The organism is Novosphingobium oxfordense (assembly GCF_044029435.1).
GTDB lineage: Bacteria > Pseudomonadota > Alphaproteobacteria > Sphingomonadales > Sphingomonadaceae > Novosphingobium.
The window spans coordinates 1,095,778-1,108,246 of the sequence record NZ_CP147008.1 but is presented as its reverse complement, the minus strand read 5'-3'; the positions used below and the strand labels follow the sequence as shown (position 1 = coordinate 1,108,246).

Sequence of the window (12,469 nt, the reverse complement as noted above, 5' to 3'; positions counted from 1 at the left end):
CTAATTGCTGCCAGCGCTCGCCTTCACCGGCCTAACGAGGCGCGAGAAGGTGAGCTGGGCCAGGCGCCACTTGCCAGCCTGCTTGTTGTAAACTTCCGTGACCATGAAGGGATTGGTGACGGTGCGGCCGCCGACCACGGCCTCCAGGTCCAGGTCTTCCAGCACGATCGCGGTGTTGCCGAACACCCGCACATCAACCGCGTAGATCGACGCCTCCTTGTACCAGATGCCACCGCTCTGGATGGTGGCGAGTTCCTGGGTCTTGCCCCAGGTTCCTCCCATGTGGGTGAACATGGCCCGATCGTCGAAGAGCGTCGCGAGGGAGTCGACCTTCTTGTCTGCCATCCAGTCCCATTTGGTCTTCGACAGGTCGATGACCTGCTGCTCGGTCGGGGTATGCGTGGCGGCCGTCTTGATCGTCTCCGTGGGTGGTGCCGGCGTTTGTTGCGCGAGCAACGGTTGCATAGGCAGCACCGACATGGCGGCTGCACCTAGCAGGCTAAGCCGCTTCATTCCCTGGGTCGATCGAATGTCCATCACAACTGCTCCCGCACGAGGTTGAAAGGGGCAGGCCGATGCCGGAACATCAGCCTGCAATGATGATCAGAGCTTCCGTTCGCCCAGCCACTTCACCATCGCGGGGTCGCGATGATCAAAGAAGCTGCTGGCGTTCTGATCGAGCTTGGCGATCGCTTCGACGTCGCCGGCGTCGAGATCGAAATCGAAGATATCGAAGTTCTGCGCCATGCGCTCCTTGCGCACCGACTTAGGGATCGCGATGATCCTCCGGTCGGTCAGCCAGCGAAGCACGACCTGGGCGATGCTCTTGCCGTGCTTGTCGGCGATCGGCTGCAGCACCGCGTTCGTGAACAGGCCATTCTTGCCTTCCGCGAACGGTCCCCACGCCTCTGGCTGGACGCCGTATTCCGCCAGGATCTTCACTGCATCGGTCTGCTGGTGAAACGGATGGATCTCGATCTGGTTGACCGCCGGCTTCACCTCGTTGTGCAGCACGAAGTCGACAAGGCGATCGGGGTAGAAATTGCTGATGCCGATCGCGCGGATGCGCCCGGCCTTGTGCAGCTCCTCCATCGCGCGCCATGCGCCGTACACGTCACCATAGGGCTGATGGATCAGCCATAGGTCGAGATAGTCCAACCCGAGCTTGTTGATCGATCGCTCGAACGCGGCCTTGGCACCCTCGTAGCTGGCATCCTGCACCCAGAGCTTGGTGGTAACGAACAGCTCACTCCGGTCGATGCCGTGGCTTTTGATGGCGGCGCCGACCGCCTCTTCGTTGCCGTAGGATGCGGCGGTATCGAGTAGGCGATAACCGACGTCGATCGCGTCGCGTACGCTGCGCTCGCATTCTGCGGGATCGGGCACCTGAAACACGCCAAACCCGAGGATCGGCATCTCGACGCCGTTGTTCAGGGTGACGCTGGGAACGTTGCTGGTCATGACGATGGTTCCTTTTTTGGTTCAGCGGTTCACAATCTGTTGGTGCGAAGCGGCAGAGCGCACCCCATCAATTTGAATCCCCGACAGGCTTGGGGAATGCGCGCTAGGTCCTGAGCGGTCAGCGCCAAGCCGTCTTCATTGTCATCATCCTCGAATGCGGCCGAGCCAGCTATTGATTTGATTGAGTGTACGCCGCTCTTGATCGGCTTCCATCACGAACGGTTCCTGGATTCGCGCGCCCCGTGCATGGTTTTCGACCACCGACATGCTGTTGCCAGCACCGTAGCCGCCATGGGTGATAAAGGGGCGCAGTGTCTTCCCCGTGAGATCGTGAACGGTCAGGAAAGAGCGGACTGTTGCGGGCGTAGTCTCACCCCAGATCGGAAAGCCCAGGAATATCTCGTCGTAGCTCGCGATATTCTCGACCCGGCCGGCGAGCGGCGGTTCCAGTCCGCTGTCGCGCTCGCGCGTGGCCTGGGCAACGTGCTGCTCATAATCTGCGGGATAGGCCCGCGCCGGCCTGATATCGAACAAATCGGCATTGAGCGCGCGCTGCAATGTTTCTGCGATAACTCGCGTGTTTCCCGAGCGAGTGACATAGGCGATGAGTGTCTTCGAGCCCTTCATGCGGGTATCTCCTCCGTCCTGGGCGCAGGCAGCGGTGCTGGCAAAGGCCAATACGGCCGGTGCCGCGAGCATCATTCGCCGCGAGAAGTCCGGCCCGTCGCTCACGATGATCTCGGCGCCGCTTCGACGCCGGACAGAGTCTGCACTCCAGGGGGCAGACGATCTCCCTTTACCGCGATTGCCGCGACTGCGGCATTGAGCTCGGCAATCTCGCTCGCCGTGAACCAGACATCGCGTGCGCCGGTGTTCTCAACCATGTGCGCCATCTGCGTGGTGCCCGGGATAGGCGCGATCCACGGCCGTTGCGCCAATAGCCAGGCCAGGGCGATTTGCGCCGGCGAAGCCTGCTTACGCGTCGCCCAGGTTTTCAGCAGCGATACCAAAGCGAGGTTGGACGCAATGTTCTCGCGCGCAAATCGCGTCTCGCCCTTGCGGATATCACCATCGGCAAAAGCGGTGCGTTCGTCGATCGCGCCAGTCAGGAAACCGACGCCGAGCGGACTCCAGGGCACGAAACCGATGCCCAGTTCGGCGCATAGCGGCAGGACCTGCGCCTCCGGCCCGCGCCAAAGCATGGAGTATTCGCTCTGCACAGCGGTCACCGGAAGCTCTGCATGCGCGCGCCTCAGCGTGTTCAGGCCCATCTCGGACAGACCCCAGTGCAGCACTTTGCCTTGCGCCTTCAGGTCCTTGATCACGCCAGCGACGTCCTCGATCGGGACATTGGGATCGACGCGGTGCTGGTAGAGCAGATCGACCCGGTCAGTGCGCAACCGTTTGAGCATGGCATCGACAGCCGTTCGAATATGGTCTGGCCGGCTGTTGAGACCGGGCAGGAAACGGCCGGTCTCGGGATCGATGTTCCAACCGAACTTGGTGGCCAGAACCACGGAATTGCGGAAAGGCTGTGCCGCTTCGCCAAGGATGCGTTCCACCTCCAGCGGGCCATAGGCTTCGGCGGAATCGAAGAAGGTAACGCCGCGCTCGTAGGCCGCCCGGATAATGCGGATCATTTCCGGCCGGCTTGGGATTGTCGTCTGGTACGTCCGGGTCATGTTCTGCACGCCAAGACCGATGGCCGAGACTTCGAGCGCGCCCAATTTGCGGCGCCCGGATGCACCCGTATTCGGGGCCGGCGCCAGCCCGGCCGAATTGGTCAACGCGCTTGCTCCGCCCGCCGGGATGGCGGCCGCCAGAGCGGCGCCCGCAGCGAGTATGGCCCGGCGCCCAAAGTTCGGTCCAGTGTTCACGTCTGACCCTTTCAACGGTTCACGAAAGTCTGATGGGCGCTGCCGTAGCGTTCGCCGACAATTGCGATTGCGGCCAAGGCCTCGCGGATACGGACAAGGTCAGCCTCGGTCAGTTTGACAGTGGCGCCGCCCAGGTTTTCTTCGAGCCTATGCAGCTTCGTGGTGCCCGGTATCGGCACGATCCAGGGCCGCTGGGCGAGCAGCCAGGCGAGCGCCACCTGGGCCGGCGCCGCGCCCTTTTCGGAGGCAAGGGTGGAAACGAGATCGACGAGAGCCTGGTTCGCTTTCAGGGCGTCTGCCTGAAAACGAGGGACCGTGCTGCGGAAATCATCCTTCGCGAATACCGTATCGGCCTTCATCTGGCCGGTGAGGAAACCTTTGCCGAGCGGGGCGAACGGCACGAAGCCGATGCCCAGCTCTTCGAGAAGGGGCAGGATTTCGGCTTCCGGCTCACGCCAGAACATCGAATATTCGCTTTGCAATGCGGCCACGGGCTGCACCGCATGGGCGCGCCGGATAGCTTCGGGCCCTGCTTCGGAGAGCCCGAAATGCTTGACCTTTCCAGCCTCGATAAGATCTTTGACCGCACCCGCCACATCTTCGATGGGGACATTTGGGTCTACCCGGTGCTGATAGAAAAGATCGATGCGGTCGGTCCGCAGCCGCTTCAGCGCTTCATCGGCCACCTGTCGAATCCGTTCTGGCCGGCTGTCCAGACCCTGAGCGGGCACGCCATTGACGAAGCCGAACTTGGTGGCGATCACCACCGTGTCGCGTACCGGCTCCAGCGCCTCACCGACGACCTCTTCATTGACGCCGGGGCCGTAAGCTTCGGCGGTGTCGAAGAAGGTGACGCCGCGCTCATGAGCCGCCCGGATCAGGGCGATGGCGTCTGCGCGGTCGGTGGCGGGTCCGTAGCCGTAGCTCAATCCCATACAGCCAAGCCCGATGGCCGAGACTTCCAGACCCGACTTGCCAAGCATACGCTTCATCATCGTCATTCTCCTCGAAACCGAAAAGTCATCCATCTGCGGTCCGGCCGCTAGACCACGAAGATAAGCCACTGGCCCCGGTTGGATTAGACGCTATAATTCGCATGTTTCGATAAGTTGGGCTAATCAATGGCAAACGAGAACTACAACGAACTGGCGGCCTTCGTGGTCGTTGCCAGGGAGCTGAGCTTTACCCGCGCGGCGGCCAAGCTCGGCGTGTCGCAATCGGCGCTTAGCCAGACAATCAGAGGCTTGGAGGCAAAACTCGGGCTGCGCCTGCTCACGCGCACGACGCGAAGTGTCTCGCCAACGGAAGCCGGGCGCCGGCTCTTCGACACCGTGGCCCCTCGCTTCGAAGAAATCGCCCAGGAACTGACATCGCTAAGCCAGTTGCGCGAAAAACCGGCCGGCACCATTCGCATCAATGCCGGCGAACATCCGGCCGTTTCGGTCCTTCAGCCCGCATTGCGCCGCATTCTTCCTGAGAACCCGGACATCCGAGTAGAGATCATCGTCGATTACGGTCTGACCGATATTGTGGCAGAGGGCTATGACGCCGGCGTCCGTCTGGGTGAACAGGTTGCGAAGGACATGATCGCCGTTCGGATTGGCCCAGACCTGCGGATGGCGGTGGTCGGCTCACCCGACTACTTCACCCGCTACCCGATCCCCCTTTCGCCTCAGGATCTGACCGCGCAAAACTGCATCGGCATCCGCCTGCCAACGTATGGAGGGATCTTCCCGTGGGATCTCGACAAGGACGGCCATGAGGTGAACGTGCGCATCGAAGGCCAACTGGTCTTCAACAATATCAGTCTGCGCCTCAACTCCGCGCTGGATGGCCTGGGCCTGGCCTATCTGCCGGAAGATCAGGTGCTGGACCATGTGGCAGCCGGGCGGCTCGTCCGCGTCCTGGAGGACTGGTGCGAACCGTTCCCCGGCTACCATCTCTATTATCCCAGTCGGCGGCATACATCGCCGGCTTTCGCGCTGCTGGTGGAAACCCTTCGCTACCGGGGCTGATAGACCGGGACAGCGAATTGCAGCGATGACCGGATTGTATAGTCGCGGGGCAGCTCTCAGTGCTTGGGAGGTGCTTCAACAGCTGTTGCCTCCATCACTGCTGGTGGAAGCCGTTCGCCCTCGATGTGAATTGCATCGAGGGCTTTGTTCAGCTCACCCAGCTCAGCGGCGGTAAAGGTTACCGATGCGGCACGGGCGTTCTGCTCCATGTGGACCAGGTTCGTGGTGCCTGGGATCGGGACGATCCAGGGCTTTGCCGCCGTCAGCCATGCCAGGGCAAGCTGCGCGGGCGTCACGTCCTTCCGAAGCGCCCAACCCTGCACCAACCGCACGAGCGCCATGTTCTTGGCGAGAGCGTCCGGCGCGAAGCGTGGAACGGCGGCCCGGAAATCTCCTTCGCGGAAACCTGTCCGGGCGCTGACGGTGCCAGCGAGGAAGCCCATGCCCAGTGGACTCCATGGAACGAAGCCGATGCCAAGTTCCTCGCACAGCGGCAGAACCTGGGCCTCCGGCCCGCGCCAGAGCATTGAATATTCGTTCTGGATAGCCGCAACCGGATGCACGGCGTGGGCCCGCCGCACCGTTTGAAGTCCAGGTTCGGACAGCCCGTAGTGAAGGACTTTGCCCTGAGCAGCCAGGTCTTTCATCGTTCCCGCAACGTCCTCTATGGGCACGTTCGGATCGACTCGGTGTTGATAGAGCAGATCGATCCGATCGGTACGCAGTCTGCGCAGCTGGGCATCGACCACTTGCCGAATGTGATCGGGACGACTGTTGGTACTACCGCGACGCTCTCCTGTTGCCGGGTCGACGTCGAATCCGAACTTGGTCGAAACGACGACCTTGTCGCGAATGCCTTGCAAGGCCTCTCCAAGGATATCTTCCGACAGGAAGGGGCCATAGACCTCGGCGGTGTCGAACAGGGTTACGCCCAGGTCGACCGCGCGGCGGATCAAGGCAATTCCCGAGGCGCGATCGGTGCTGCTTGCATAAAGATCGTTGACCGCTTGGCCGCTTCCGGGATTCCACTGGACGCCCAAGCCGATCGGATAGACTTCAAGCGGGCCAAGACGGCGCCGGAGATTTGCAGCTGAACCAGGTGTGGAATCCGGCTTTTTTGCATGATCGTCGTCCGATTTCTGGCAAGCAGACAATAGCAAAGGGGCGATGCCCAGGGCCCCCGCGCCGATCATAAAATTGCGGCGATGCTGGTTTTCGACGTTTGAGCGATCTTCCATGATTTTCTCCCAATTCAGCAAGATTGGTGCGCAGTCGAAAATTCACGTACGTTCGAATTACTCAATTTATGTCGATACAATTGCTGCAGTATAAGTGTTATATGATTTCACTGGTAGCAGTAATTTCCTTCCCAGCGCACAAAGATACCTATGGCTGCGAATGCCCGACGGCTTCGGCATATTGGCTATCGCTCACAAGCTCCATCCAAGTGACCGATCTGCCGTCCAGCATTTCGGCGATGGCAACATGGGTCATCGCTTCTCCCGGCGCCGCGCCGTGCCAATGCTTGACCCCAGGCGGAATCCAGATCACGTCGCCCGGCCCGAAGGCGTGCGCGGGCTGCTGCCATTCCTGAACGAAGCCATGTCCGCGCGTCACCACCAGCGTTTGGCCCAACGGATGGGTATGCCATCCGGTGTGTGCGCCTGGATCGAAAGTGACGGTAGCCCCGCCGACACGGGCCGGCAAATCCTGCTGGAAACGGCCTTCGACATGCACGACGCCGGTGAAATTGGCCGCTGCCCCGCGAGTCGACGGGCCGTCCCCGGCTCGGATGACCGCAACACCTGAGGCATCCGGCTTTGTGGTATCGGCCATTACGGCACCGGGCAAGCAGACCAAACCCAATGCGGCCATCGCAAGTTTCGGCACCCCGATCATGCTCATTGCGCCTTGAACACTTCGCGGGCGATGCCGACGGCGGTGATGGCGTTCGGCCAGCCCGTGTAGAAGGCGAGTTGGGTAATCGTCTCCACCAGTTCGGTCTCGGTCACGCCGTTCTGACGCGCGAGCTGCATGTGGGAGCGAAGCTGCTCCGGCCGATTGAGGGCGATAAGCGCCGAGACGGTGATGAGGCTGCGATCGCGCTTCGCAAGACCGGGGCGCTCCCAGACATCGCCGAAAAGAACGTCATCGGTCAGTTCGGCAAGCTTGGGCGCGACATCGCCCATCAGTTGCTGGGCGCGGGAAGGCTGCTTGTCACTACTCTCGGTGGCGGTCTGGGCATCGGCCATCGTAGATACTCCTCCGGCTAGAATGAGGCACACAGCGGCGACCAGATTTCGGCTGATTTTCGTCAATGGAGCAACTCCTTGGCAAAGCCAGGGCATGGCACTCGAAAGGGGGGTGAGTGTCATGCCCTGGAAGGTTGCGGTCAGCGGGCAAGCGTTCGGGAAAAGAACGGCGTCAGCTTGCCCATCGCTGCGTCGACATATTCGGACACCCAATAGGTCTCGATATGCTTGGCGCCGTCGATCTTGAAGAACTCCTTGTCCTTCGTGCCGGTGGCCTTGGGGAAGGCGTCTTCGGTCATATAGAGCGTGTCGGCTTCGCTGCCCGCCATCATCAACAGCGGGACATCGATCAGGTCGAGCTGATCGGTGGCGTCCCAGCGCATCAGATCGAGCAGGCTGCTCTTGGTGTATTTGAAGGTCGAGCCTGGATGCGCGTTGGTGCGCCAATAGTAGTGGTAGCCCTGACGATAGAGGTCGAACGGCAGCGCTGCGATCTGCGCGTCGGTCAGATCGGCGTCGCCGGCGTAAAGTACCGCGCCGCCCGTCGCTTCCTGCTCGCGAGCGGCCGAAGCCTCCTGCAGGCGCTGCTGAATTGTTTCGGCCTGCGAATCCTGGAAACCGTTTCGGCGGACCCGGCCGGAGTTGAACATGCTTAGCGTCGCAACCGACTTGAAGCGCTTGTCGGACTTTGCGGCGGCCAGCGAGTAGCCGCCACCGCCGCAAATGCCAAAGAGACCAAGCCGGGTCGCATCGACGCCGGGAAAGCTGCTGATGAAATCTGCCGCGCCATGGATGTCCTCGATCCGGAACATGGGCTTGTCTACGCTGCGCGGCGCCCCGCCGCTACCGCCCTGATAGGCGGCGTCCATGGCGATGGCGATAAAGCCGCGATCCGCCAGGTGCTGGGCATAGAGACCGGCGGTCTGCTCCTTCACGCCGCCGTTGGGGTGCGCGACGACGATCGCCGGATAGGTCTTGCCGGGCTCGTAGCCTGCCGGGGTGTAGACGTTGGCGACGATATCCAGCCCGTTGAGCTTGTAGGTGACCGGATGGATATTGACCTTGCCCGGCTCATTGCGGGTGAGTGCGCCGTCATAGACCAGCGTAAAGGGATTGTTCCGGTAATCGAAGGTTTTGGACGTGGGTTCCGCTGAAGCTTCGCTCATGGAGGGTACTCCTATCAAGGCGGACGTGAGAACAAGCGCGGAGGTTCCGAGGAACTGGCGTCTGCTGGCGGGGGGAATGGCGTGGGTCATCTTTGGGAGTTTCCGATGGATCGAGATGCTTCTCGGCAAGAAACTGCGAGACCTGATCTGCGATCTGGCGATTGTTGAGGTCGGACATCATGAAGTGCGTGTTCCCGCGAATTCCGATGTCGGGCAGGTGCACCAACCGGGCATCGCCGCCATGGCGGTTCACGGCCGCGACCCACAGTTTCGCCATGGCCAACCGGACGCGCCAGTTGTCCTTCCCGCGTTCGGTGGTCGGTTCGATAGGGATGTTGTCGCCGTAGTAGATGACGATCGGTATGCGGGTAAGCTTGGCAAAGTCGCCGCCTGAAATCTCGACAGGCTTCAGCGTGCCCGCAGCGCTGGGCATTTCGGCCGGCGCCTCCCCCTTTGGAAAGACGAAGCCGCTTCCCGGCTCGAACGCGACCACCGCCTTGACGTTCGCGCTCCGAATAGCGGTCAGCCAGCCAGGCTCACCGCCCTGCGAATGGGTGAACAGGATTGCGGGACCGGTCTTTTCGAGAAGCGCGGTCATCGCGCTTGAAATGACCTTGGCGTCGTAAGGGCCGGTGTTAGGCGTGATGGAGCGGAAAAACTGATCCAGAGCTTCCGGCTTCTGATCGAACTGGACGCCGGGAAAGAACCGGGGCCAGGCGCCAAGACGAAACTGGTCGAAGAACAACTGATCGTTCGGCGTGGGCTCGATCGTGGTCGCGACGCTGCTGTTGCCGGCACGTCCCCGGCGCGGCTGATCCACTACATAGGTCGAGAAACCACGGCGCAGGAACAGGGTCTGAAACCCCTCCCGGCCGTCGGGCGTCGTCTCCCAACTCCGGCCGGATTGGTAGGCGCCATGAAGCATCACGATCGGCAGCGGCCGCGGCTTCACCGGCACCTGATAGAAGGCATATAGGTGGTCGCCATGAAAGCTCTGGCCCTGAGCGGTGGGTGCATTGTTCACGAACGTTCCCGGCGTGCTCTGAACGGTTCCGCCTATTGCGAAACTGCCTTGCTCCCGGATGATGAGGGGGGCCGGTTCGGCAGCCGCACTTTGGCCGGCCGCTCCGAACAGCGTCGTGAGCGTGGCCGCAGCCAAGATCTTCATCGTGCCCAAGATCTTCATCGTCCGTGGCGGCATGACGGTTCCTCCTGCTTCTATCGAAAAAATATAACGCAGCCCCGGCTAAGTGATTAGGGCTCGAAATGCGCATGAAGTGGTTAGCTGGGCTTATGAATGAACTGCCGTCAGCTCCTGGTGGATGGCACTCTCACGCCGGCTTCGGCACCGGGCCGGATGATCGGGAACTCGCCGGCCAGACAATCGTCGTCAGGACGACCACCAATGTCAGGACCAACATGACGGTCGCCGTATCGAAGGCCTGGGTGATGCGATGGGCCGTCAGTGCGACGCCTTGGAGATGTGCCGCACCGAACGAGGCGGCCGCTACTAGGACGCTGAGCCCTACTGAGCTACCGAGTTGGTGAGCGACATTGACCGCTCCCGATCCAGCGCCCGCGTCCTGGTGGGTTACGCCTGCCACGCCAGCGGAAGTCAACGGGCTCAGCGTCAGGCCCTGACTGATGCCGATCAGGAGCATCGGCAAGGCGACCGCCGTCACATAGGACGCTCCAACCCCGGCGCGGCTCAGCCAGGCCATGGCGATAATGCCGGTGATTATGCCGATCACCATCAGGCGGTTGGGGCTTACGTGTTTGACCAGGCGCGGCACGGCGATCGCGAAGGGAACATGGAGAATGGTTGCCGGCACGAAAGCCAATCCGCTGGCGGCAGGGCCATATCCCTGCACTTCCTGCAAATAGAGGGTCGTGAAAAAGAAAAACCCGACCATTGCACCTAGATAAAGGACCCGCGCAGCATAGGCGCCGGAGCGGATGCGGCTCGAGAACAGGCGCAGCGGAAGGATCGGTTGTTGGGCCCGGCGCTCAACGAAGACGAAAAGGGTCAGCAGGACGGCTGCGCCACCCAGAGACACGACGGTTTCCGGCGCCTTGAGGCCCGTTTCGGCGAAGCGAATGAAGCCAAACACAAGTCCGCCCATGCCCAGGGTCGAAGTCACGGCGCCCAGGATATCGAACCGGCCGGCGTGTTTCGGTGTCTCCTCGATATACTTGTACGCAGCGATGATCAGTCCCACGCCGATCGGGAGGTTGACGTAGAAACCGGCGCGCCAGGACACCCATTCGGCAAGCACGCCGCCCAGCACCAAACCCACCGTGGCGGATGCTCCAGCAGCGGCCGCATAGTAAGAGACAGCGCGCGTCCGTTCATGCCCTTCGGCGAAGTTGGTCTGGAGCAGGGCCAGCGTCGAGGGCGCGAGCACGGCGGCCCCCACGCCCTGGATGGCACGCCATCCCAGCATCCAGGTTGCCGTGGGCGATGCCCCGATGGCAAGCGATGCGAGCGTGAAGATCATCAGCCCAACTACGAACATCCGGCGTCGACCGAGGATATCCCCGGCACGGGCGCCGAGCAGCAGGAAACCGCCGAAGGTCAGGGTATAGGCTGTCTGGACCCATGCCAGGTTTGCTTCGGCGAAGCCAAGCTGCTGATGGATTTTGGGCAGGCCGGTCAGGACAACCGAGATATCGAGAACGATCATCACGTAGCTCACGAGGATGATCGCCAGGATGGCGCCCTTGTGCGCGTTTTCGTGGTGCGGGTCGGAAGGTGTCATCACATGTCCAGAAGCTGTCGCGCCTGCTGGGTTTTGGGCTGCCGCGAGTTACTCCACTGGGTATAGCTTTGGACCTCTAGTGGGATTAGTCGCTATAATCTGCATGCAGCCATAAGCGTTCCTAATTAATCTAGCGTGCATCCGGCAGATGCGGTGAGAGCATGGCGTTACGGTCCTTGCGTCCCTTGCCCTGCTCGACCCGGATGATCATGCGCTTGCTGTCGATGTCTCCAACCTTGAGGTGGGTAACTTCGCACACGCGCAGGCCTGCGCCGTAAGCCACGCTGAATGCGGCCTTGTACTTGATGCCTGGCGCTGCCTCGATCAACCGCGCGGCCTCCTCGACGCTCAGGACATCTCGAAGCTTGGGTTCACACCGTATGACGGAAAGACCCAGCGCAATCTCCGGCCGTTTGAGCGTCATGGTGAATAGGAAGCGCAAAGCCGATACCGCGGCGTTGATCGTCGCAGGCCCAACGGCGCGCCGATGCTGATCGAGTTGAAATCGCCGGAGGTCTTCTGCGCTGGCTGTATCGGGAGGGCGGCCCAGAAACGCGGCGAAGGATCGTACGTGGCGAATGTAGTCCTGCTGGGTATGCGCCCCGAGACCTCGAAGCTTCATATCCTGCAGCATCCGCTGGCGTAGCGAGCCGATCGGGGCGGAGGTAATCATAATGTCCATGGTGAGTTCCTTTGCGTTGAAGGAACCTCACAATCTCATGGCGACTCCGCCTCGTCCAACGACCGCAATTACAATGCGACCCCACCCGAAGCGACCCTCCCGCGGAGCGGGTTCGTCCTTGTCCCCAGTCCCAGTCGAAACTGGATGTCCAGTTCAGGGAGCGTCCATATCGCTGTCGAACGGCTTGGATGGGGCGTTTCCTGACTGACTGGAATCCACGATGATTTGGCGAGAAGCTGCCGGTCGGCTAGCGCCCC

13 protein-coding genes are annotated in these 12,469 nt (G+C 61.6%); 1 reads left to right on the top strand and 12 read right to left on the bottom strand.

What is annotated here, in order from left to right; genetic code table 11:
- From WBP07_RS27760 to WBP07_RS27740, 5 genes are all read right to left on the bottom strand, one after another.
- Positions 1 to 537, bottom strand: a complete 537-nt coding sequence (locus tag WBP07_RS27760) for a nuclear transport factor 2 family protein (protein WP_395398186.1) — start codon at positions 535 to 537, stop codon at positions 1 to 3.
- 66 nt (positions 538 to 603) lie between these two features.
- A complete protein-coding gene (locus WBP07_RS27755) occupies positions 604 to 1,461 on the bottom strand; it encodes an aldo/keto reductase (RefSeq protein ID WP_395398185.1) in 858 nt (285 codons plus the stop codon).
- A 144-nt stretch (positions 1,462 to 1,605) separates the two neighbouring features.
- Complete coding sequence (locus tag WBP07_RS27750; protein ID WP_395398184.1) at positions 1,606 to 2,193, bottom strand: flavodoxin; 588 nt, start codon at positions 2,191 to 2,193, stop codon at positions 1,606 to 1,608.
- On the bottom strand, positions 2,190 to 3,230 hold the full coding sequence (locus tag WBP07_RS27745) for an aldo/keto reductase (protein ID WP_395398259.1): 1,041 nt from the start codon (positions 3,228 to 3,230) through the stop codon (positions 2,190 to 2,192). The genes WBP07_RS27750 and WBP07_RS27745 overlap by 4 nt, the downstream gene beginning before the upstream one ends.
- A gap of 119 nt (positions 3,231 to 3,349) precedes the next feature.
- Positions 3,350 to 4,333, bottom strand: a complete 984-nt coding sequence (locus WBP07_RS27740; RefSeq protein WP_395398258.1) for an aldo/keto reductase — start codon at positions 4,331 to 4,333, stop codon at positions 3,350 to 3,352.
- A 126-nt stretch (positions 4,334 to 4,459) separates the two neighbouring features.
- On the opposite strand from WBP07_RS27740, the gene WBP07_RS27735 reads away from it, so the two are divergent.
- Positions 4,460 to 5,353, top strand: coding sequence for a LysR family transcriptional regulator (locus tag WBP07_RS27735; RefSeq protein WP_395398183.1), 894 nt, complete (start codon positions 4,460 to 4,462; stop codon positions 5,351 to 5,353).
- A gap of 56 nt (positions 5,354 to 5,409) precedes the next feature.
- Here the strand turns inward: WBP07_RS27735 and WBP07_RS27730 are convergent, their stop codons facing one another.
- The 7 genes from WBP07_RS27730 to WBP07_RS27700 all read right to left on the bottom strand — a co-directional run bounded on the left by WBP07_RS27730 (position 5,410) and on the right by WBP07_RS27700 (position 12,212).
- Positions 5,410 to 6,612: an aldo/keto reductase gene (locus tag WBP07_RS27730; RefSeq protein ID WP_395398182.1), complete on the bottom strand. Its 1,203-nt coding sequence runs from the start codon at positions 6,610 to 6,612 to the stop codon at positions 5,410 to 5,412.
- Between the two features lie 127 nt (positions 6,613 to 6,739).
- On the bottom strand, positions 6,740 to 7,189 hold the full coding sequence (locus WBP07_RS27725; RefSeq protein WP_395398181.1) for a cupin domain-containing protein: 450 nt from the start codon (positions 7,187 to 7,189) through the stop codon (positions 6,740 to 6,742).
- A 65-nt stretch (positions 7,190 to 7,254) separates the two neighbouring features.
- Positions 7,255 to 7,605 carry a carboxymuconolactone decarboxylase family protein gene (locus tag WBP07_RS27720; protein WP_395398180.1) on the bottom strand — a complete coding sequence of 117 codons (351 nt, stop codon included), beginning with the start codon at positions 7,603 to 7,605 and terminating at the stop codon, positions 7,255 to 7,257.
- Positions 7,606 to 7,745: 140 nt separating this feature from the next.
- On the bottom strand, positions 7,746 to 8,771 hold the full coding sequence (locus WBP07_RS27715) for an alpha/beta hydrolase (protein ID WP_395398179.1): 1,026 nt from the start codon (positions 8,769 to 8,771) through the stop codon (positions 7,746 to 7,748).
- A complete protein-coding gene (locus WBP07_RS27710) occupies positions 8,698 to 9,957 on the bottom strand; it encodes an alpha/beta fold hydrolase (protein WP_395398178.1) in 1,260 nt (419 codons plus the stop codon). The genes WBP07_RS27715 and WBP07_RS27710 overlap by 74 nt, the downstream gene beginning before the upstream one ends.
- Positions 9,958 to 10,102: 145 nt before the next feature.
- Positions 10,103 to 11,530, bottom strand: coding sequence for an MFS transporter (locus WBP07_RS27705; RefSeq protein ID WP_395398177.1), 1,428 nt, complete (start codon positions 11,528 to 11,530; stop codon positions 10,103 to 10,105).
- 130 nt (positions 11,531 to 11,660) lie between these two features.
- Positions 11,661 to 12,212 carry a tyrosine-type recombinase/integrase gene (locus WBP07_RS27700; RefSeq protein WP_395398176.1) on the bottom strand — a complete coding sequence of 184 codons (552 nt, stop codon included), beginning with the start codon at positions 12,210 to 12,212 and terminating at the stop codon, positions 11,661 to 11,663.
- Between the last annotated feature and the right edge of the window lie 257 nt (positions 12,213 to 12,469).

Coding starts and splice junctions, on each gene's coding strand:
- WBP07_RS27715 (WP_395398179.1), bottom strand. CDS start 8,771: ATGAGCGAAGCTTCAGCGGAACCCACGTCCAAAACCTTCGATTACCGG.
- WBP07_RS27700 (WP_395398176.1), bottom strand. CDS start 12,212: ATGGACATTATGATTACCTCCGCCCCGATCGGCTCGCTACGCCAGCGG.
- WBP07_RS27755 (WP_395398185.1), bottom strand. CDS start 1,461: ATGACCAGCAACGTTCCCAGCGTCACCCTGAACAACGGCGTCGAGATG.
- WBP07_RS27760 (WP_395398186.1), bottom strand. CDS start 537: ATGGACATTCGATCGACCCAGGGAATGAAGCGGCTTAGCCTGCTAGGT.
- WBP07_RS27705 (WP_395398177.1), bottom strand. CDS start 11,530: ATGACACCTTCCGACCCGCACCACGAAAACGCGCACAAGGGCGCCATC.
- WBP07_RS27710 (WP_395398178.1), bottom strand. CDS start 9,957: ATGAAGATCTTGGGCACGATGAAGATCTTGGCTGCGGCCACGCTCACG.
- WBP07_RS27725 (WP_395398181.1), bottom strand. CDS start 7,189: ATGGCCGATACCACAAAGCCGGATGCCTCAGGTGTTGCGGTCATCCGA.
- WBP07_RS27740 (WP_395398258.1), bottom strand. CDS start 4,333: ATGATGAAGCGTATGCTTGGCAAGTCGGGTCTGGAAGTCTCGGCCATC.
- WBP07_RS27735 (WP_395398183.1), top strand. CDS start 4,460: ATGGCAAACGAGAACTACAACGAACTGGCGGCCTTCGTGGTCGTTGCC.
- WBP07_RS27720 (WP_395398180.1), bottom strand. CDS start 7,605: ATGGCCGATGCCCAGACCGCCACCGAGAGTAGTGACAAGCAGCCTTCC.